This is a genomic window from Pseudoalteromonas galatheae (assembly GCF_005886105.2).
Taxonomy (GTDB): domain Bacteria; phylum Pseudomonadota; class Gammaproteobacteria; order Enterobacterales; family Alteromonadaceae; genus Pseudoalteromonas; species Pseudoalteromonas galatheae.
In genome coordinates this window covers 55384-76443 of record NZ_PNCO02000002.1, presented here as the reverse complement: position 1 = coordinate 76443, position 21060 = coordinate 55384, and the positions used below count along the sequence as shown (strand labels likewise).

Annotated in this window: 16 protein-coding genes; 9 read left to right on the top strand and 7 right to left on the bottom strand. The window is 41.0% G+C overall.

The window, feature by feature from the left end; genetic code table 11:
- Positions 1 to 455: 455 nt before the first annotated feature.
- From ybaK to dnaK, 3 genes are all read right to left on the bottom strand, one after another.
- Positions 456 to 914 carry a Cys-tRNA(Pro) deacylase gene (gene ybaK / locus CWC29_RS18470; RefSeq protein ID WP_128726629.1) on the bottom strand — a complete coding sequence of 153 codons (459 nt, stop codon included), beginning with the start codon at positions 912 to 914 and terminating at the stop codon, positions 456 to 458.
- A 132-nt stretch (positions 915 to 1046) separates the two neighbouring features.
- Positions 1047 to 2183: a molecular chaperone DnaJ gene (gene dnaJ, locus CWC29_RS18465; RefSeq protein WP_128726630.1), complete on the bottom strand. Its 1137-nt coding sequence runs from the start codon at positions 2181 to 2183 to the stop codon at positions 1047 to 1049.
- Positions 2184 to 2336: 153 nt separating this feature from the next.
- Positions 2337 to 4259 (bottom strand): molecular chaperone DnaK, encoded by a 1923-nt coding sequence (dnaK, locus tag CWC29_RS18460; protein ID WP_128726631.1) that lies wholly within the window; start codon positions 4257 to 4259, stop codon positions 2337 to 2339.
- Positions 4260 to 4521: 262 nt separating this feature from the next.
- Between dnaK and CWC29_RS18455 the strand changes: the two genes are divergently transcribed.
- Genes CWC29_RS18455 through CWC29_RS18440 form a run of 4 tightly spaced genes read left to right on the top strand, consistent with a single transcriptional unit; the run spans position 4522 to position 8800 of the window.
- On the top strand, positions 4522 to 5316 hold the full coding sequence (locus CWC29_RS18455) for a thioesterase family protein (RefSeq protein WP_128726632.1): 795 nt from the start codon (positions 4522 to 4524) through the stop codon (positions 5314 to 5316).
- A gap of 60 nt (positions 5317 to 5376) precedes the next feature.
- Positions 5377 to 6570 carry a PqiA/YebS family transporter subunit gene (locus CWC29_RS18450; protein WP_128726633.1) on the top strand — a complete coding sequence of 398 codons (1194 nt, stop codon included), beginning with the start codon at positions 5377 to 5379 and terminating at the stop codon, positions 6568 to 6570.
- Positions 6567 to 8225, top strand: coding sequence for an intermembrane transport protein PqiB (gene pqiB / locus CWC29_RS18445; RefSeq protein ID WP_128726634.1), 1659 nt, complete (start codon positions 6567 to 6569; stop codon positions 8223 to 8225). Before CWC29_RS18450 ends, pqiB begins: the two co-directional genes overlap by 4 nt.
- Positions 8222 to 8800: a PqiC family protein gene (locus tag CWC29_RS18440; RefSeq protein ID WP_128726635.1), complete on the top strand. Its 579-nt coding sequence runs from the start codon at positions 8222 to 8224 to the stop codon at positions 8798 to 8800. Before pqiB ends, CWC29_RS18440 begins: the two co-directional genes overlap by 4 nt.
- Here the strand turns inward: CWC29_RS18440 and CWC29_RS18435 are convergent.
- Positions 8795 to 9304: a GNAT family N-acetyltransferase gene (locus CWC29_RS18435; RefSeq protein ID WP_128726636.1), complete on the bottom strand. Its 510-nt coding sequence runs from the start codon at positions 9302 to 9304 to the stop codon at positions 8795 to 8797. The genes CWC29_RS18440 and CWC29_RS18435 overlap by 6 nt on opposite strands.
- 118 nt (positions 9305 to 9422) lie before the next feature.
- The gene (locus tag CWC29_RS18430) at positions 9423 to 12308 is read right to left on the bottom strand and encodes an insulinase family protein (RefSeq protein ID WP_138521352.1); all 2886 of its coding nucleotides are present in this window, start codon (positions 12306 to 12308) and stop codon (positions 9423 to 9425) included.
- A gap of 117 nt (positions 12309 to 12425) precedes the next feature.
- On the opposite strand from CWC29_RS18430, the gene CWC29_RS18425 reads away from it, so the two are divergent.
- The 3 genes from CWC29_RS18425 (at position 12426) to ushA (ending at position 14795) form a co-directional block, all read left to right on the top strand.
- Positions 12426 to 12848, top strand: a complete 423-nt coding sequence (locus tag CWC29_RS18425; protein ID WP_128726638.1) for an MAPEG family protein — start codon at positions 12426 to 12428, stop codon at positions 12846 to 12848.
- A gap of 102 nt (positions 12849 to 12950) precedes the next feature.
- A complete protein-coding gene (locus CWC29_RS18420) occupies positions 12951 to 13142 on the top strand; it encodes a hypothetical protein (RefSeq protein WP_138521354.1) in 192 nt (63 codons plus the stop codon).
- Between the two features lie 63 nt (positions 13143 to 13205).
- Entirely contained in the window at positions 13206 to 14795 is a 1590-nt protein-coding gene (gene ushA / locus CWC29_RS18415) for a bifunctional UDP-sugar hydrolase/5'-nucleotidase UshA (protein WP_138521356.1), read from the top strand.
- 49 nt (positions 14796 to 14844) lie between these two features.
- Here ushA and CWC29_RS18410 read toward each other — a convergent pair whose 3' ends face one another.
- Both CWC29_RS18410 and CWC29_RS18405 read right to left on the bottom strand, forming a co-directional pair.
- Complete coding sequence (locus CWC29_RS18410) at positions 14845 to 15771, bottom strand: hypothetical protein (RefSeq protein WP_138521358.1); 927 nt, start codon at positions 15769 to 15771, stop codon at positions 14845 to 14847.
- Positions 15761 to 16639: a PhnD/SsuA/transferrin family substrate-binding protein gene (locus tag CWC29_RS18405; RefSeq protein WP_209319183.1), complete on the bottom strand. Its 879-nt coding sequence runs from the start codon at positions 16637 to 16639 to the stop codon at positions 15761 to 15763. Before CWC29_RS18405 ends, CWC29_RS18410 begins: the two co-directional genes overlap by 11 nt.
- 237 nt (positions 16640 to 16876) lie before the next feature.
- On the opposite strand from CWC29_RS18405, the gene CWC29_RS18400 reads away from it, so the two are divergent.
- Positions 16877 to 17737, top strand: coding sequence for a S1/P1 nuclease (locus CWC29_RS18400; RefSeq protein ID WP_138521360.1), 861 nt, complete (start codon positions 16877 to 16879; stop codon positions 17735 to 17737).
- Positions 17738 to 17773: 36 nt separating this feature from the next.
- Positions 17774 to 20866 carry a TonB-dependent receptor gene (locus tag CWC29_RS18395; protein WP_138521362.1) on the top strand — a complete coding sequence of 1031 codons (3093 nt, stop codon included), beginning with the start codon at positions 17774 to 17776 and terminating at the stop codon, positions 20864 to 20866.
- The last annotated feature ends 194 nt before the right edge of the window (positions 20867 to 21060 follow it).

The window sequence follows — 21060 nt, the reverse complement described above, 5'->3', positions numbered from 1 at the left end:
TATTAAACCAAAACAGGTTGGATCATGGAAACTATTTTTCCAGTATCAACGATATTACCTTCGCACTTGCTTTCTAGCATATCGATTCAATCAGCTAATAATCCGATCCCTGTTTTTTGTCTAAAGCGATAGTGGCAGTTTTGAGTTATGGGAAAATTTACTGACTAATAAACCTGAGCTGCGGATAATTAATGCCTTTCTAGCAGCCCGTTTTAGCGCTGACTGCGTTGAATTCACTTCCAATAGCCAGATATTGGTGCGTAAATTCTCCTTGCCTACAGGATGTAGGTACCTTAGCGAGAGCACGACGCGGAAGCGGTGTTTTCCCTAAAACTCTCTGGCTAGACAAGGAAAAACTAATTTATTCTTTAGAAACAATGAGTTGAAATATTTTTTTATCCAAACCTCAGGTTAATAAGCAAATTGTTGAAGCTGTGCTTTTATGAAATGAAGAATTAAAAATTTGCGACTTTCGCTTTACAAATCGCTTTTATATCTGAGGGCGCAATAACCACTTCGACTCCCCGCTTGCCTGCACTAACATAAATTTGCTCGAATGCTAAAGCACTCTCGTGAAGTAAAGTTGGCAGCTGTTTTTTCTGTGCAAACGGGCTTATTCCACCAATTAAATAGCCAGTAACCTTTTGCGCGATCTGATGATCAGCAAGCTGTGCTTTCTTCCCTTTACATACTTTGGCAAAAGCTTTTAAATCAACTTGTTGCGTGGCAGGAGAAACGGCTACATGCAATTCACCATCAACGTCAATCAACAGTGTTTTGAACACTTTTTCTCGGTCTAGATTGAGCTTTTTCGCAGCTTCATTAGCAAAGTCATGATCGTTAGGATCGTGCTCAAATTGCAGCACTTGGAACGCCACTTTCGCCTTCTTAAGTAGATTTATTGCAGGTGTCATTACAAACTCCGTTTAGCAGGCATCAGTTATATCAAGAAATAAAGATTCATGCTATCGCCTTGCGATAAGGCGCACCAATCGCCAAAACAAAAATGCCCGCTATCGCAGCGGGCATTTTCAAACAAGTTCGGGTTACTTGGTCAAGTCATCAAAGAACTTCTTAACGCCGTCGAAAAAGCCTTGAGCTTTAGGACGATTCTTACCGTTGTTTTCACCCATAGACTCTTCAAACTCTTGAAGAAGCACTTTTTGGCGCTCGTTCAAGTTTACTGGCGTTTCTAGGACAACTTTACAAATTAAGTCACCTACCGCACCACTGCGCACAGACTTAACGCCTTTACCACGCATACGGAACATTTTGCCTGTTTGACTTTCTGATGGAATTTTCAGTTTCGCACGGCCATCTAAGGTCGGTACTTCAATCTCACCACCTAGTGCCGCCGTTGTGAAGCTAATTGGCACTTCACAATATAAGTTATTGCCATCGCGTACAAAAATTGGGTGCTCTTTCACACTCACTTGTACATATAGGTCACCAGCTGGCGCACCATGTGCACCCGCTTCGCCTTCTCCAGATAAGCGAACTCTGTCACCCGTATCAACCCCGGCTGGGATCTTAACATTAAGTGTCTTCGTTTTCTCTACACGGCCCTGTCCGTGGCAACTGTTACACGGGTCTGAAATGATCTGACCTGTACCCTGACAGGTTGGACAAGTTTGTTGTACCGCAAAGAAGCCTTGACGCATTTGTACTTGACCTGCACCATGACAGGTTGTACAAGTTTTAGGCTTAGAACCGGCTTTCGCACCACTACCATCACATGGTTTACAGCTCACCCAAGTTGGCACTTGGATATCAACTTCTTTCCCACGTACCGCTTCTTCAAGACTTAACTCTAGGTTATATCTTAAATCCGCACCACGCTGTTGTCTTGATTGACGACGACCACCGCCGCCACCAAAGATATCACCGAATACGTCCCCAAAAATATCGCCGAAGTCGCCAGCGCCGCCAAATCCACCATGACCAGCACCACCACCTTGTTCGAAAGCTGCATGGCCGTATTGATCATACATCTGGCGTTTTTGACTATCAGTCAATATCTCGTAAGCTTCTTTTACTTCTTTGAATTTCGCTTCGAGTTCAGCGTTACCAGCAGTACGATCAGGGTGATATTTCATTGCAAGGCGTTTATACGCCTTTTTAATGTCACGTTCACTGGCGTCTCTCGCAACACCTAATACTTCATAATAGTCAGGTTTAGACATTTTTATCACACTACTCTTTCTTGGCAACTTACATCGTTGCAAACTCTGCCGAGCCCTGTCGCTTGCAAATTAATGCCAGACAACAGTCTAATTTATAAACACGTAGGGCGCGACAAGCCATACAGCCAGCGCGCCCTCCTTCAAGACCTACAATTACTTGTCGTCTTTAACTTCTTCAAATTCAGCGTCAACTACGTCGTCGTCTTTTTTCGCTGAACCTTGTTGGGCACCTGCATCACCGCCAGCTTGTTGAGCCTGCGCTTTTGCTTGAGCGATTTCCATAAGCTTCTGAGATTTCTCTGCTAGTGCTTGTGTCTTAGCATCGATTTCTTCTTTGCTGTCGCCCTTGATTGCCGTTTCTAGCTCGCCAAGTGCAGCTTCAATTGCTGTCTTGTCATCAGCTGGAAGGTCGTCACCCGCTTCTTCAACTTGTTTGCGTGTAGCATGAACAAGCGCATCAGCTTGGTTACGAGCGCCAACTAGCTCTTCAAACTTTTTGTCTTCTTCAGCATTTGCTTCTGCATCACGTACCATTTTCTCTACTTCATCGTCACTTAGACCTGAAGAAGCTTGGATTGTGATCTTCTGCTCTTTACCTGTATCTTTGTCTTTCGCAGATACGTGTAAGATACCATCTGCATCCACATCAAAAGTAACTTCGATTTGTGGCACACCACGTTGCGCCGGGCGAATACCTTCTAGGTTGAATTGACCTAGAGATTTATTATCGCTTGAACGTTTACGCTCACCTTGTAGTACGTGAATTGTTACTGCTGACTGATTGTCTTCTGCTGTTGAGAAAGTTTGCGACTTTTTAGTAGGAATAGTCGTGTTTTTCTCGATTAGCGCAGTCATTACTTGACCCATAGTCTCAATACCTAGAGATAGAGGACAAACGTCAAGTAGTAGTACGTCTTTCACGTCACCCGCAAGTACACCACCTTGAACAGCAGCACCAACCGCTACCGCTTCATCAGGGTTTACGTCTTTACGAGGCTCTTTACCGAAGAACTCTGCAACTTTCTTCTGTACAAGTGGCATACGTGTTTGACCACCAACTAGGATGATATCATTGATGTCGCTTACAGAAAGATCAGCATCTGCTAGTGCACGTTTTAGCGGCTCGATTGATTGCGCAACTAAGTCTTCAACTAGTGACTCAAGTTTTGCACGAGTTAGCTTAACGTTCATGTGCTTAGGACCTGTTGCATCAGCAGTAACATAAGGTAGATTTACCTCAGTTTGCTGTGCAGAAGACAGCTCGATCTTCGCTTTTTCTGCTGCTTCCTTAACACGCTGCATCGCTAGCGGATCAGTTTTTAGGTCGATGCCTTGGTCTTTCTTAAATTCTGCAACTAGGTAGTTGATAACGCGGTTATCAAAGTCTTCACCACCTAAGTGAGTGTCACCGTTAGTTGCTAGAACTTCAAACGTGTGCTCGCCTTCAACTTCATCAATCTCGATGATTGAGATATCGAATGTACCACCACCTAAGTCGTATACTGCAACAACGTTGTCACCTTGTTTCTTATCCATGCCGTAAGCAAGTGCTGCGGCTGTTGGCTCATTGATGATACGCTTAACTTCAAGACCTGCAATACGACCAGCATCTTTAGTTGCTTGACGCTGTGAATCGTTGAAATATGCAGGAACAGTGATAACGGCTTCTGTTACTGCCTCACCAAGGAAATCTTCAGCTGTTTTCTTCATTTTCTTAAGAACTTCAGCTGAGATCTGAGGTGCAGCTCTTTTCTCACCACGTACCTCAACCCAAGCGTCGCCGTTGTCCGCTTTTACGATGTTGAAAGGCATGATGCTAAGGTCACGCTGTACTTCCTCATCTTCAAAACGACGACCAATTAGACGCTTGATAGCATAAAGTGTGTTTTTAGGGTTAGTTACCGCCTGGCGTTTCGCTGGCTGACCTACAAGTGTTTCACCATCATCTGTAAATGCGATAACAGAAGGAGTTGTGCGGTCGCCCTCAGCATTTTCAATAACGCGCGGCTTATCACCATCAAGTACCGCTACACAAGAGTTAGTAGTACCTAAATCGATTCCAATAATTTTACCCATGAATCATCTCCGACTTCAAAATTCGTTGTTCAGTTAGTTGATTTGATAAATAAGGTCACCGATTTGTAATTCAAGCGTCACAACTAAAAAAAAATGAAAAAAATTGAAATTTTTTTGCTTTTCGAACGTTTCGGTCAAAAAAGCACCCTTAATTGCTTATTTTGAAACAAGTGAAGAAGAAAATACGATGTATTTGACGCTTGATTACCTGGTTAGACCAGTTATGCTAAGTGCAACATAATAAAGAATGAGAAATGACAACATGACGTTTGATGAAATTATTCAGTCGGAGCATTTACAGCAAGCGCAAACACAAATGACGTTTCCTGCAAGTTGGTGTCAAGGCCGTACTGCGTTTGGCGGACTGTCTGCTGCAATCGCGGTGCAAAGCATGAAGCATCAACTGACAGAGCCTCGTAGATTGCTCTCTGTGAGTGTAAACTTTGTAGGGCCGCTGCTAGAAGGCACACCATTTACAGTTGCAACTACCATTCTGCGTAGCGGAAAAAATGCCACGCAAATGCAGACGCAGCTGATCCAGTCAGGCAAAGTTTGTCTTATTGCTATCGGTTGTTTTGGCAAGGATAGAGAATCCGCTATCCAAGTTACAAATGTCGATAACCCTACTCTTTCAGCTGTTAATCCAAAGGCAGTTCTTCCATACCAAGAAGGTGTGATGCCTGCATTTTTCCAGCATGTCTCGCTCAATGCTCAGCAAGGCGCTTTGCCATTTTCCGGTGCACCATCTTCAAACCTAGGTGGCTGGATGCGATTTAAAGCACAAACTACATCGGTAAATGAACTACATACACTGGCTCTTGCTGATTCATGGCCGCCAACATTACTTCAGATGTGTAAAGCGCCAAGCCCCGCCAGCAGTATGTCTTGGTACATAGAGTTTTTGTGTGATATTTCACTCGACTCAGAGTCTTGGCTGGGCTTTGAAGCCGTTACTCACCATAGCCAAAATGGTTATGGTATTGAAGATGCAAAAATTTGGTCGCAAGATGGAAAGCTGCTCGCCCTAAGTCGCCAAACCGTCGCAGTATTTGATTAACATTGATAAATTTGGGCGCATCAAGCAAACTAGCATAAAAGGAAATCAACGGATTTTTGTGTGATTACAGCTTGCCCTGAATGCGATACGCTTGTTGAAATAGACTCTATCGAGTCCCAAAAGCGTGCGGTGTGCCCAAACTGTCGATGCGTCTTATGCCATGTACAAGGACGCCAAAACCAATTAGTACAAGCCTTCAGCTTTTCTGCGTTATTATTCTTATTCGCAAGCTTATTTCCAGACTTTATTTCCTACACGCAACACGGTATCACTCAAGTTGTGAGCCTCTGGCAAGCGCTCATATTGTTAGCTGAACATTACAGCTATTTTCTCGCTGGATTATTTGCCTTCACTATTTTAGTTATGCCTGTTGCCGTATGCTCGTTGCTACTACTTGCACACACCGAGTATTGGCAAATCATCAATGCGCACAATGCTAGGCATTTAGCAAAATTACTCTCAGCACTAAAACCGCTTAATCTCACCGATATATTTTTAGTAGCCGTGCTCGTGAGCGCTTTTAAATTAATGTCTTTCGCTGAATTGGAGATGGGCCTTGGATTTTGGGCTTATATTTTATTCGTTTTGTGTTTTATTGAAGCCCTCTCACTTTTTGATCACGAGTATATGTGGCGTAATCAGACTCAATGTAATCGTCACTTAGTGGAACCGAACAATTTATCTTCCACGCTAAAACGTTGCAAGGTTTGTGGCTTTTTGGGTGAAGGTGAAAAGTGTCAGCGCTGCTACGCCAAACTAAAATACCGAAAGTCTCAATCTACGCAAAAAAGCTTAGCTTGGATGCTCACCAGCGTCGTGCTACTTGTGCCAGCTAATTTTCTACCCATCATGGATACCATTAGTCTTGGGCTTCATACGCCTGCGACTATTTTCTCAGGCGTTCAAGTGCTTTGGGAAGCCGGTTCTTACCCCGTCGCAACACTTATTTTTCTCGCAAGTATATGTATTCCTATCGCAAAAGCGTTACTATTGAGTTACTTACTAGTAAGAGTTAAAAAACCCAAAGACCCAATCACAGCAACAAAAGTGTACCGCTTACTCGAATTCATTGGCCGCTGGTCCATGATTGATGTGTTTGTAGTGATTATTTTAGTGTCTCTGGTGCAACTTGGTACGGTGCTAAATGTAGAACCAGAAATTGGTATCGTGTTTTTTACTTTGATGGTGCTTTGCCAAATCGCTGCCGTTAATAGTTTTGATCCAAGATTATTGTGGGATAAAAATAATCAATGACTACTCAAGCTGATATAGAAGACAAACCAAAGTTTTCAGTGATATGGATTATTCCAATTATCGCGTTGCTCATCACAGGCTGGATGTTATATCAACATCAGGCAAATAAAGGCCACACTATTTTTATAAAAATGACTGATGCAGATGGCATTATTGCCGGCAAAACTGAAGTGAGAGTAAAAAGCGTTAAAGTCGGGTTAGTGGAGTCGTTAAAGCTTGAATTAACACAAAACGCTGTGGTTGCAAAAGTTAGGATTTTGCAGCCCTATCGTGATTTATTGGCTGAAGACTCTTCGTTTTGGGTAGTAAAACCTCGAATTGACGAATCCGGCATCTCAGGCATGAATACGTTACTCTCTGGCGTATATATAGAGCTTTCTCCTGGTGAAGCAAAAACACGCTCGAGCATCTTCACCTTAATGGATGAGCCTGCATTAATTGGCTCAGAGGTACACGGAAAACGTTATCAACTTGTGGCTTCTGATGCTGAAGTTTTAGACGTTGGATCCAGTATTTTTTTCCGCAATTATAAAGTGGGTCAAGTTGAGTCAGCGCATTTTAGTGTTGAAAGCTTGAAAATGGAGTACGGTATTTTTATCTATTCGCCGTACGATACGCTCATCACAGATAATGCTATTTTCTGGGTGAGTTCCGGTATTGATTTTAAGCTATCAACAGAGGGCGTTGAAGTTTCGACAGGATCACTGGCAAAAATGATCAAGGGTGGGATTTCTGTTGACTATCCACCAACTATGCCGAGCGGCACAGTAGCGCTCGAAAATAAAACCTACGCTCTACACAAAAACTTTTCGATGGCTTTAGAACAGCGATTTGACCATTTTGATTATTACCTTATTGAGTTTGAGCAATCAATTCGGGGTCTTCGAGCTGGTGCACCAGTTGAGTACCGAGGTATGCGTATTGGCACCATAGAACAAGTACCAGCAACCGGTGTTAGTGACGATCGGCCCTTATACTTTCAGCAAAACAACACCTCCGTACCTGTATTGGTTAAAATTGAGTATGGCCGCATCTATGAGGACGCACAGCTTGCACAAGCATATTGGTCAGAAAATATAGACAAATGGATTAGCAGTGGCCTTAGAGCATCACTAAAAAGTGGCAATTTGTTAACAGGTGCTGTATATATAGAATTAGACTTCTATCCAAATGCGGAAGTAGTTAGTTCAGACAAAGCAACTATTTATCCCGTATTACCGAGTGTTCCAAGCGGTATTACGGCACTTTCTGAACAAGTCACGAGCTTATTGAACAAGTTAAATGGGTTACCTCTTGAAACAACTGTTAAGGAGTTAGAGGGTGCCCTTCAGCAACACAGGTTACTAGCAATGGAAATGAATCAACTCGTAGAGTCTATCAATAATAATAAATTAACAGACAAAGTTGGCAGTAATTTAACAAGCTTAAAAGATACGCTTAGCCAGCTCACCTCAAGCCTAAAGCAGTTTGAGCAAACCATGACACAGTACCAAAAAGGCTCGGGTGTTATGGATCAGCTCAGTAATACCCTCGAAGAACTTGAAAGTCTGTCCAATCGCTTAAAACCTATTTCCAAAGGGCTGAATGAACAACCGAATATGCTTATTTTTAATAAAGAAAGTGGCGCGGATCCGCTACCGAGGAAGAATAAATGAAATCGGGGTTAGTGACTTTTCTGGTGCTATTATTTTTAACGGGCTGTATTACCAACCCTTCGCAGCCCGTCAACTATTATCAGTTAGAAGCTCAAAGTATAGAAAACAAACAAAACGCTGAGCTTAATCAGATACTTTTGATTGATAAAGTTCAGTTAATTGAATTGTTCGATCAACAAGCATTAGTGCAATATCAACCAGAGAACAAAGTAAATATCGCTAACTTTCACTTTTGGGCTCAGCCACCTTCCGATATGTTGACATGGAACTTAGTCAATTCATTAAATGCCACCAACAAGACCACTGTAATGAAAAGCGATAAGTTTTATCGTAATACGCAAGAGCATCAACGCCTAGTTGTAGAAATTAATGAGTTTGCGGGACACTTTGAAAAAGGCGCTGTAATGAGTGGGACTTGGTATCTTTATCAGTACAAAGAAGGGAGCTATCAGCTAACTCAAGTGCAGCCATTCCAATTTGCAACAGCTCTTGAGCAGGATGGCTTTAGCGCACTGGTGGCGGCACATCAGAGAAATTTTTCTCAACTAACGACACAAATAAGTCAGCAATTATAATTGGCACCTAAATACGACTACGGGTGTAAAATCGTCATCAATTATTATTTTGCCAACAGGCCTAAATCCTGCCTTACTGAGCAGATTCATGCTAGCTGTATTACTCTCTAATGTGATAGCGCTCAGCTTCGGGTGGCTCTCTTCTGATCTAACATATTCCATTAGCAATCTGGCGGCCTCGGAAGCATAACCCTTGCCAGTAAAATCATCTAAAAACGCATAACCTAGGTCCGGAATATTAAAAAAGGGTCTTTGATACAGGCCACACACGCCAATACTCGTATTGCTGCTTGCTTCTACCACGATGTAAGCTGCAGGTGTGCCAATTTGATAGGGAATAAGATAAGCTTGCTCGATATGCTCCTCAGCTTGTTGTTGCGTTTTTATACCTTTATCCCTGATATTATCGATAAAGCTTTTTTGATTCAAAAGCCTAAGTAAAAATCCCGCATCATTTAAATTTGCCTTTCTTAAAAATACCCTTTCTCCTGTCGCAATCTTCATCTAGTCTCCGAAAATATCTAAATAAACTTCCATTGTTACTTTAGCATTTACACAAGCGAATAAAAAAGCTGGGAAACGAATTAGCCCAGCTTTTGATTACTATTGAAATATCAACAGGCTACTGTTGGTATTTGACGTTTTTGTACATTTGTTCAACTGAGTTTAGCTTAGTTTGCTTCGGTAAATCTGCAAATGGCTCGGCTTGGAACTTAGCGCCACGTAATTGAATATTGAGTCTAGCAGCATCGGGGTTCATTACAGTTTGCTGATAGTACGCTTTAATATCTTCTAATGTGACCGCTTCAACTGCAGCAACTAGCTTAGCTTCAGAGTCAAATGCCATATTTTCTTTGAACCAATCGCCCATTAACGGTTGTAGCTCTTCAGAAAGATTTTTTGGCTCTTCAGTTAATGAGACTAGCACTGCATTTTTTAACTGCTCGAAAGTCGTCTTATCTAGCGCTGCTAAATCTTTAGCGTATTCATCTTTATACGCGTCAAAGCGAGCTTGCATACTCTTAGCATCTTTTACCGGTGTCTGAATATAAAAGCCTAGCGCTGAATACTCGTCAATAGCGACGCTCGTTGCACCAACTGCATACGCCAGCTGCTCTTCAGTTCTCAGACGTTCAAATGCCGCCGTTCTTAAGTGCCCTTGAAGCACCATCGCCGCCGCCTTTTGCGCATAGCCTTTAATTGGGTGCACTGCAAAATCGATTACAGCGACATCTGCAACATCAATGTCTTGCTGCCATACGAGTGTCTGATTTTGCTCTGGTTGCCAATATTTAGCACGTGCATACTCAGTCACTTTTTGGCGTTTGGGCAGTGCATTATCAAGCGTCTCTTTTACCGTTTGTAAATCCGCTTTATCGTAGTTGCCATAAGCAAAAACACGAATTTGATTATTCGTTAGAGTTTGATTTTGCACTTTATCTAGATCAGCAAGAGTCAAAGACTTAGCTGCTGATATCAACGCAGAATCATCATAACTTCCTGAACGGATAAGTTTTTGATAAACACCGAAAGCTTGTCTGAATGGGAATTCTTTCTCTTGATTTTTAATGCCACGTACGTAACGATCAATGGCTTGGTCAAATGCTCGTTTATTCGTTTCTACACGAATACCTGAGAGTGCATCCTTTAACAATAAAGCTTGCTTATCAGTAAAGCCTGAAATATCTAGCATAACCCCATTTGCGGGAGTCAGTCCAAGATGCATACCCGCAATGCTGGCTTCCGTCATTAGCTTTGCTTTATCCAAACGGTATAAGTCTGCCCAAACCGACAGCGCAACCTCGGTTTTGATGTCTTTCAATGCACTTGGATTATTGACGTAAATTTTCAGACTACCCTTAGGCTGTTGATAGAAACGCTCACTCGCAGCATGCCAAACTGTTACGCCATCAGCGTCAATCACCTTCTGAACGCCCTTTTTCGCATCGTCTGCCGATGTTTTTAGTGCGAAGTTTTCAGGTAGCAAGGTATTTACACTAGGAAGTGCCAAATCGAAATTTGCCTCTTCTTTCCATTTATCAAAATCACTACGCTTTAAATCTACAATCTGATATTCACCATCATAGAAGTGTAGTTTTGCATTAGTAGGTTCATCTTTACTGATATACCATACTCGCATTTGCTCGGGTGTTAGTTGTTCCAAGACTGCCTTGACAGCGTTAGCATCAAACTGTGCATAGTAGTAGCTCGCATTAATAGCATGGTTCATTGGGTACTGCTGCATGCTACCTGCAAGGTTACTGACGTAACCAAACTCATCGCCCTTTTCTAAAAACCTAAATTGATTATTTAGCGATGTTTGAATTTCCTTAAAGTAACGGCTGTCGACTCCTTTATCACGGATCATATCGATATAATCCAGTACCGTACCTGTAATTAACTCACGTTGCTTTAAGCCTTCATCGGTTAACTGAATATCAATCTGTAATGTGCCGTAGTTACCGTAGCTGTTTGGTGTCGCGAAGGCACTTAACGATGAAATTAAACCTTTATCTTTTAGTACTTGAGCTGGGCTTCCGGCCATTTCATTACTTAGAAGATAAGTAATGAAATAATTTGGCTTAACCGCAAACGCACTTGCGTTGTTTTTGATAGTAAAATCAAGCTGTAAGGTCTTAACATCTTCATTCGGTTTATAATGGACCAGCTTTTGTCCAACGTTATCGAAGTTAAGCGATTGTTTAACCTCTGGCTTCTCGATGTTTTTATTCTTAATTGTCGTGAAGTGCTTTTTCGCTTTGGCCTCCATCTGCTCAATCGGCTCGTTAGAAATCATGGCTAACTTCATGATATTCGCAGAGTAGTACTTATCATAAAAAGCAACGGTCTCTTGATGCAGTTTACTGTCTTCTTTATCTCCTAACGTTTCTAGGTTGCCGATAAGAAAACGATTAGCGGGATGGTCACCCATCATGTTTCGTGCGAGCTTAAATTGACCAAAAAAGTCCATTTCACGACGCATGGACCACTCTGCGTTGACTGCGTTTTTTTCTTTTTCTGTGTATTCAGGGTAAAGCTTTGGAGATTTAAAAAAGTCGGAGAATCTGTCTAACGCCTCGTCATAGGCATCGTTGTTCACTTTGAACATATAGTTAGTAATATCCAGCCAAGTGTATGCATTATGCGCCCCACCGTTTTTGGTCATAAACTCAGAATAACCTTTACTGTCTGGATATTTTTCTGTACCAAGGAATAGCATATGTTCAAGATAGTGTGCCATTCCTTGTTGGGACATCGGGTCATGAAGTAGACCTACGCCAACGCTCAGCGCTGCCGCAGACTTTGATACCGACGGATCTGATACCAAGATAACATCAATACCATTTTCCAAAGTTAGCGTTTGATATTGTCTATCATCATTTGGACTCACGACAAGCTGCTCTGAAAGGAGGCTCTGAACGCTGCCAGAATTATTAAGCGATGATGTTGTGCTACATCCAGTCAAAACTGCTAAGGTAAGCGTACTGATCGCGAATAGCTTTTTCATAAAACAATCCATTCTTGTGATAATTACTTTTTAAGACCAGACTATCATCGTCATTCAACTAAGCTTTTGCAATATAGAAATTTTTTGTTTTGTAACACATCGTAAATTGGAGGGATCATGCAAATATCTATTTATCTATTACTTGCCGCGTTATTTTTACAAACTCTGTTAACCTTAACCATCATGGTGATTATGGGTAAACGCCGCTTTAAAGCAGTGCGAGAAAAACAGATCCAGTTTGACCAATTCAAAACCATGGCGCTGGACAATGGGCCAGAAGAAGTCATATTGGCATCCAGAAACTTTACTAATCAATTCGAAATTCCCGTATTGTTTTTTGTTGTTTCTCTTACCGCACTCGCGATGAAACTCGTTACCTTGTGGTTCAGTACTTTCGCTCTACTGTTTGTAATTAGCCGTATTGCACATACTTATGTTCATATCGGTAGCAATCACCTCAGAACACGTTTTCGCCTCTACCTTGTGGGTTGTATCTTTATTATTCTTCAGTGGATCACATTAATTTTAACACTTATATAACTAAAAACTATAAAAACACCATTTGTTTTATCTAATTGTTCTTTTCTACTTGACTCAGTTTGTTAGCATGGCGATGGTTAAAAGAACAACAGGGGCACATAGATGAAACAGGATAATGATATCTGCGATTTTGGACTTCATGCAGGAGAACCATACTCAACTCTGCCAGCGAGCTTTTTAAACTGGATGATAGAAACAGGTCATGCAAAATGTGAGTTTGCAAAGTTTGAACTAGACAGAAGGGTATCTGCAGTTGCACAAAACGCCAAAAAATATAGTAATTTTGAGTGTTAGCACTATTAAAATAATTCTAATGTTCTAGAATACGCGCATAATTTATCAAATAGCTTCTAAATTATGCGCAACTTACTTATTCTTTCCACGGCTGTGCTATTATCGGCGTGCCATTTTTCCTCCCCAAAGCAGTCGCAACAAGCAGAATACTTAACCGTATTACACACTAACGATAATCATGGTCGTTTTTGGCAAAATGAAAAAGGTGAATATGGCATGGCTGCCAGAAAAACCTTAATTGACCAATTAAAAAGCGATGCCGAGAGAGCAGGTCATGCCGTCATATTGCTTTCTGGAGGCGATATAAACACGGGTGTACCAGAATCTGATTTACTATTTGCTGAACCTGATTTTAGAGGAATGAGCAGGCTGGGTTATGATGCCATGGCGATTGGTAACCATGAATTTGACAACACACGAGATGTACTAGCCAAACAAATTGAGTGGGCAAGCTTCCCTGTACTATCAGCAAATATTCTTGATAATACAAATCAAATGCCTGCATACGAGCCTTACACGATTATTGAACGTGCAGGATTGACCATTGCCGTACTTGGACTTACCACAACTGATACCGTCAAAATTGCCAATCCAAAACATGTTCATGGTTTGACTTTTATTGAACCTTTAGCAGCCACAGAAAACTGGGTCCCTAAAATCAAAGCCAAATATCAGCCAGATGTGATGATAGCTGTGACACACATGGGTCACTATCACGGTGCTAATCATGGGATCAATGCACCTGGTGATGTAACGCTCGCACGCCAACTTCCGACTGGTATGCTTGATTTGATAGTCGGTGGACACTCTCAAGAGCCGGTCTGTGTAGATGACAATGGTAACGCGGATATTGCATTTGCTCCTGGTAAAACATGTAAGCCGGATAAGCAAAATGGTGTTTGGATTATGCAAGCACATGAGTGGGGTAAGTATGTAGGCAAAGCCGTTTTTAGGCTTGATGGTGATACCAAAACCTTGATCAGCTACAACTTGATCCCAGTAAACTTAAAAGACAAATCCGGAGCAGTTATTGGCGCAACTATTCAAGAAGATCCGCAAATGCTTGCTTTCTTAAAGCCGTTTCAAGAAAAAGGACAAGCACAAATTGCTGGCGCTGTGGGATACGTTGATAGTTTCTTAGATGGGCGTCGCAGTACAGTTAGATTTAAGCAAAGCAATCTAGCTGATTTAATCATTAACGCGCAAATGGCAGCTGTTGAAGCAGATTTTGGCATTATTAGCGGTGGCGGGATCCGAGATAGTATTGAGCAAGGTGATGTGAGTTACAAAGATGTACTGAAAGTTCACCCTTTTAAAAATCGTATTACGTACATAGATTGGAAGGCCAGCGACCTTATTGACTATTTAGATATTGTCGCTAAGTTCCCACCTGACTCTGGTGCTTACTTACAGTTCCACCATATCACGTTTGACATTAAGAACAATAAAGTAACCAATGTGCGCATAGCGGGCAAACCATTGACTGACAGTAAAACCTATCGTATGAGTGTGAATAGCTATAACGCATCTGGTGGTGACGGTTATCCAAAGATTAATCACCTTCCAGAATACACTGCGACAGACCTTACTGATGCACAGGTCTTAAAAGATTACTTCCAAAAGAACAGCCCAATAAAGGCTGTAGATTTATAAAAAGGCAACCCTGTAGAGCGGTGTAACGCACCGCCTACAGCAATCTATCTTATTTACCAATAATCTCAATATCTGATTTTTTCACTCCACTCAGTCCATAACTATGCAGCTTAGAACGTGAGCCCTCTCCGTGTGCTTTAGGGGGGTAGAAAAGCACCTTTTTCTCTGGAAATGCTTCTAGTACCTCATCAAGCGCAGCTCTGATTTCACTTAGTGTTTTCTCGAGGCTATTGGTAAAATTAGGTCTTTTTCTAATAGTATGACCAAGCTCAACCAAACGGTAAAAGTATTTATCAGCGAGTTCCAATAATTCATTTGGCATTTCTTTATTTTGATTGAGAACAGTATCGGGATTTGCATCACAAAATTCAACAAGTGCCAAATAGAAGCATAATGGCTTATTAGCAAGCTGGACGCTTACTAGTTTATCTCTATTCGTCGTCACTGTTTTTGAATACAAATCAATAACGAGCTTAAATTCAGGTAAATTTTCTAGTGTAGTGTTTAAATTTACTCTCGATTCAGTAGCCTTTCTACTCACCCAGTTAAATACCGCGACGCCGATAAGTGCCATAATCAGAGGAAAAATATAGGTAGATTTTGGTTTGGTGTCATCTACTACAACCGCCACATAGAAGTTTCTATGTGGTGCAGATAAAGTGAGTAACTCGCTTTTTTCTCCCTGCCCTGCTCCGGACGTATTAATGTCGAGAACAGTTAAACGGGCACCTTGTGCTTCCAAAGCAAGATTTAGAGAGTTTATATATTCTCTTAACTCTGTTTCATTGCCGGCATAATGTAAAAAAGGATCCGCAACAGGTAAACGATTCATATCAATAGCAACACGAAGTGCAACCGCTTCTTTTTGTTGCTTCAAAACACGCTTAGTTTCTATGCTTTGAGAAATGTAAAAAATGCCGCTAAACAATAATGCCAAAGCAATAAAAATGGATATATTACGCTGGCTAATGTCCATCTTCTTCTCCAACAAAGCCATAAGGTAAGGCTTCACATTGCCAGTATCTATCTACCTTATCAAAGTAACTAGATGTTCTTAATTGCGCTACTTGGTTAATAACTCCTTGCATTGCACAAGCCAAATCAGTGTTATTGTTGCTCATTTTTAAATACCATTTACTTCCACTGACATTATTTGCAATTGGCGTTATGTAATTCTTAGAGAAACGTTTATCATCTTCTTCGGACCAGTAAGATGCAATAATATCGACTTCGCCAGCCGCTAAACGATCGCGGAGTGCTTGATGCGAGCTCAAATAGGTAATATCGAGCGCATTAATATCTATATCTAATTCTTTAAACGCACTTTTGGGCAATATATGACCAGAGCGGCTTGTAGGATAGTCAAGCAAACCTATTTTTTTATCTAAGAAATAAGATTTAGATAGTCGGGGTTTTTCTGTGTTTGAAATGAAAAAGGCAGAATAGGCCGGATACCCTATGACAGGCTTATAACTATGCGTTGATTCAGCCATCAGAGCCGACATGATATTATCTTTCGTTAAAATAAGATCGGCTATCCCCTTTGCTAAGAATTCAATTTGTTCAGCTAAGCTCCCTCCCCAATACACTTTCACTTGTCCATACTGTCTGGTCACAACCTCATCCTCACAGGCTCGAACTAATACATCTAACGCAAGACTCTTAATCGGAACATGTATTTTCAAAGTATTGATATTAGACACTGAACGTGTTTTGCAGGTATTTGAGTACTGAACAACAGGATCAAGAATGAGGGGCTTTGCCGATATTAATCGAGCCCCTAAAACCCAGCACAATAATGCGCTTATAAACAACAAAGATACAATTGTTGATTTACCAGTCAAAATGTTACTATGTATCACTAATTGGAATAACCTACCCTTTCTTGACTTCTATTAGATCAATTTTCTTTACTCATTGCAATAGGTAATTTTACTAATAACCTATAAATAATTGAATTTATTACTTTATTGACAGGAAATTATGAATCTTATTGAGTCCTTTTATTTTGTTGAAAAATGCGGACAATTGGCCTCACTTTTTGGTTGGGAAGATTGTTCCCTTTTCTACAAGAGATACAAATGTTACGTAAAAGCTTGTCATTACTTTTTGCGGTAGGAATGACGTTCACTGCGTCAAATGCGTACGCATGGGGCCAAAATGGCCACAGAATTATCGGTGAGCTAGCTGAAGCACACTTAACCGAGCAGACGCGTGTTGCTATTCAACCCTTATTAGAAGGTGACTCACTAGCGGAGATATCTACTTGGGCAGATGAAATGCGGTCGGATCCAAGCACGTTTTGGCGCAAACAATCTTCGAAATGGCATTACATCAATATCGAAGACCCTAAAAACATGCACCAACATGTCCATTCAAATCTAGACGATAAAGAAAAAGTAAAAAATATTCTAGATGGCATTTATTACTCTATTAACACTCTCCAATCCGACTCCAAATCCATAGACGAAAAACGTTTTGCATTGCGCTTCCTTGTCCACCTTGTCGGCGATAGTCACCAACCTTTCCATGCCGGCAGAGGCAAGGATCGCGGCGGAAACATGATTAAAGTAAAGTTTTTTGGTAGTGACTCAAACCTACACAGTACCTGGGACACCAAATTAATCGAAAATGAAAATCTTTCATTTACAGAATTTACACGTTTTATTCAAATCAAAAATAATGAAATAATTGCTGAATACTTAGACAGCTCACCAGCCGACTGGTTGCTTGAGTCAAATAATATTGCCGAAAAAGTTTATAACAGCAATGAAACTGAAATAAGTTACGGTTACATTTATAAATATATGCCAACAGTTAAATTTAGACTGCAACAAGGCGGAATTAGATTAGCTGGTTTATTAAATCAAATTTTTGATAAGGAATCGCAGCCATTAAAAGAAGCATTAAAAAAGACTTCTAACACTGCGATTATAAAATAACTTTAGTAAGTTCTGAAATATACGGGAAACAACATAATGAATACTCTTTTACGCAAAACAGCACTGTCTCTTGCTATTGCAGCAAGTTTAGCTGCAAGCGGCTTTGCTCACGCAAACGACACAGCTTCTAGCTTAAAAGGTCAAGTCGTAGGCCCTATGGGTAATCCAGCTACTGGTACAAAAATAACAATTATTCATACCCCTTCGGGCTCCGTAAAAACAGCCACAGTAAATGAAAGCGGTGTATTCTCTGCAAAAGGCCTTCGCGTTGGTGGTCCTTATCAAATTATTATTGACTCTGATAAATTTGAAGATACTAGAGTTGATGATGTTTATCTATCTTTAGGTAAAACCTACCCTGTTTCAGTTCAACTGCAATCACTACAAGACATTGAGCAAATAGTGGTGACTGGACGTCCTTTAACTGCACAATCTGGCGGAACAGGTCCCGCATCTCACTTTTCTCTGGCTGAATTACAAAATAAGCCTGCGATTAATCGTGATTTGAAAGATATTGTACGTACTGACCCTAGAATCTACGTAGATGAGAGCAGTTCAGGCGCTATTTTATGTGCAGGAGGTAATCCTAGGTTCAACAGTTTAACTGTTGATGGTATGCGAATGAACGATAACTTTGGCTTGAATAGCAATGGTTACCCAACTGAGCGTATGCCTTTTTCTTTTGATTCTATTGATCAAGTCGCTGTAGAACTTGCGCCATTCGATGTTCAATACGGAGGCTTTACTTCGTGTAACATCAATGCCGTAACAAAGTCAGGTACGAACACATTAACGGGTGGTCTATTTTTTGACTATACCAGTGATTCGCTATCTGGTGATAAAATTGATGGCCAAAAACAAAATATTGGCGATTATGACGAGAAACGTTACGGTTTTAACGTCGGCCTACCGCTGATTAAAGACTCACTGTTCCTATTTACAAGCTATGAAAAGTTAGAAGGATCAGAGATCTTCGAATATACACCGTTCGCAAATGGAAAAATCAGTCAGGCCAGCATCGACCGTATCACCGCTATAACGCAAGAAAAATACGGTTATGATGCCGGCGGTATGATCCCAAGTTTGCCTGTAGAAGATGAAAAGCTACTGGTAAAACTAGACTGGAACATCAACGACGATCATCGTGCAAGCTTCGTATATAACTATAACGATGGCTTTTCTTTGTCTCAATCTGATTCTGGTTCTGATAGGCTATCTTTATCAAACCATTTCTATGAACGTGGCGCAGAGCTCAACTCCTTTGTTACTTCAATCTATTCAGATTGGAGCGATGTGTTTTCGACCGAAGTCCGTATTGGTTATTCAGAGCTTGATAACCGTCAATTATCGCTAGATAAAGCATCTGGTTTTGGTGAGTTTCAAGTAAATGTCGATGATGTCACTGTTTACTTAGGTCCGGATGATTCTCGTCAAGCAAACAAATTAAAGTACGATAACCTTTCTCTGAAACTTGCAGGTACCTATTACCTTGATGAGCATGAGCTTTATTTCGGATATGAGCGTGAAGAACTCGATGTATTCAATATGTTCGTGCAACACAACGAAGGTGAATATCGCTTTAGCAGCATTGAAGATCTCAGTAATGGTATTGCGCGCGTTTACTATGGCAATGCTTCATCACATAACCCTGAAGATGCAGCTGGTGAATTTAAGTACGCACTAAATACGTTGTACTTCCAAGATAAGTTCGACTTTATCGATTACGATATGACCATCACGGCAGGCGTTCGTTACGACTGGTATACAAGCGATGACGTGCCAGCATATAATCCTAATTTTGAACAGCGTTTTGGCTTTTCAAACCAACAGAATCTGGATGGCGTTGACCTATTACAACCGCGTTTAGGTGTTAATTGGACTTACAATGACCAGCTAGAATTGCGTGGCGGTATAGGCCTTTACTCTGGTGGTAACCCAAATGTATGGATCTCAAACAGCTACTCAAACGATGGTATTCGTAACATCCAAACAGACAAGAAAAACCTTCAGTTGCTAGGCCCAAATGCAGTTGCGTTCGTTGGCGACGGTAAAGCTGGTTTCGATATTCCTAAGGAATTATACGATACTGTCTCTGCGGGTGGAGCTGACGATAGCACTAACGTAACTGACCCTGATTTTGAAATTCCTTCTGAATGGAAGCTTTCACTGGGTGCAACTTATGTTACTGAATCTGATTATGTATTCAGTGTTGACTACTTATACACAGATAAACAAGATTCAGCGGTTATCAAGAATATCACATTAGCATCTGATGAAACTGCACCCGATGGCCGCCCAATTTACAATGATAAACTTCATTCTCGCGAATCAGACTTAATGCTAACCAATGTGTCGGGTGATGATGGTTATAGTCATGTTCTATCTTTCGGCATGAACAAATCATTTGATAACGGTATAGATTTAGCGCTTTCTTACGCATACACAGTTGCAAAAGATGTGCATCCAATGGGTAGCTCTGTCGCGTTTTCGAACTATCACAGAATAGCAACTGCGGATCCGCAAAACCCAGAAGTCGCGACTTCAGATTACGAAGTACCACATCGTGCAACAATGTCTCTATCGTATAAAACTGAGCTATTTGATGGCTTAGAAACTCGCTTTAGCCTATTCGGTCAAGCAAGTATGACAAACCCTTACTCGTACACGTTTAATAACACAGGTATGTTCGGTTATGCTGATGAAAAGCGCGATTTGCTATACGTACCTTCTGAAGGCGACCAGCGTGTAGTCTATGGTGAAGAGTTTGATAAAGCTGCATTTGACTCATGGATTGGTCGTGAAGGTCTATCACGAGGTCAAATTCAAGACCGAAACTCTCAAGACGGCGAATGGTTTGTTACTTTCGACTTAAAAGTTGAACAAGAGTTTGGCGGCTTTGCTGATGGACATAAAGGTTCTGCATTCTTCGTAATAAAGAATGTTGGCAATCTACTTAACGATGACTGGGGCACATTAGAACGTGGTACGTCAATGCAAAACGCAGTGACAGCATCTATCAATGACAATGGTCAATATGTGTTTGAGAAGTTCAATAACCCTTCAGGCACTGACTTTGAAATTAAGCCATCGTTATATGAAATCCGTTTTGGTGTTAAATATAACTTCTAAATGATAAGTTCAGATTGAATTTATCACTTTTACGACACGGCTACCTTCTTTAGAAGCTAGCCGTACTACGTCGTAAACCAGCAGATGGTTTTGCTTTATAAATTAATCAACATAGTTAGAGAATTGTAGTATTAGGTGTCGTTTAATCACATCTAAAAATCTAACTCTCATAATCTACTTACACGGGAAATGAA

Excerpts from the sequence above, each read along its gene's own strand:
- CWC29_RS18410 (WP_138521358.1), bottom strand. The coding sequence starts at position 15,771 with ATGGACATTAGCCAGCGTAATATATCCATTTTTATTGCTTTGGCATTA.
- dnaJ (WP_128726630.1), bottom strand. The coding sequence starts at position 2,183 with ATGTCTAAACCTGACTATTATGAAGTATTAGGTGTTGCGAGAGACGCC.
- ushA (WP_138521356.1), top strand. The coding sequence starts at position 13,206 with ATGCGCAACTTACTTATTCTTTCCACGGCTGTGCTATTATCGGCGTGC.
- CWC29_RS18440 (WP_128726635.1), top strand. The coding sequence starts at position 8,222 with ATGAAATCGGGGTTAGTGACTTTTCTGGTGCTATTATTTTTAACGGGC.
- CWC29_RS18420 (WP_138521354.1), top strand. The coding sequence starts at position 12,951 with ATGAAACAGGATAATGATATCTGCGATTTTGGACTTCATGCAGGAGAA.
- CWC29_RS18395 (WP_138521362.1), top strand. The coding sequence starts at position 17,774 with ATGAATACTCTTTTACGCAAAACAGCACTGTCTCTTGCTATTGCAGCA.
- CWC29_RS18425 (WP_128726638.1), top strand. The coding sequence starts at position 12,426 with ATGCAAATATCTATTTATCTATTACTTGCCGCGTTATTTTTACAAACT.
- dnaK (WP_128726631.1), bottom strand. The coding sequence starts at position 4,259 with ATGGGTAAAATTATTGGAATCGATTTAGGTACTACTAACTCTTGTGTA.
- CWC29_RS18400 (WP_138521360.1), top strand. The coding sequence starts at position 16,877 with ATGTTACGTAAAAGCTTGTCATTACTTTTTGCGGTAGGAATGACGTTC.
- CWC29_RS18435 (WP_128726636.1), bottom strand. The coding sequence starts at position 9,304 with ATGAAGATTGCGACAGGAGAAAGGGTATTTTTAAGAAAGGCAAATTTA.
- CWC29_RS18455 (WP_128726632.1), top strand. The coding sequence starts at position 4,522 with ATGACGTTTGATGAAATTATTCAGTCGGAGCATTTACAGCAAGCGCAA.
- ybaK (WP_128726629.1), bottom strand. The coding sequence starts at position 914 with ATGACACCTGCAATAAATCTACTTAAGAAGGCGAAAGTGGCGTTCCAA.
- pqiB (WP_128726634.1), top strand. The coding sequence starts at position 6,567 with ATGACTACTCAAGCTGATATAGAAGACAAACCAAAGTTTTCAGTGATA.
- CWC29_RS18430 (WP_138521352.1), bottom strand. The coding sequence starts at position 12,308 with ATGAAAAAGCTATTCGCGATCAGTACGCTTACCTTAGCAGTTTTGACT.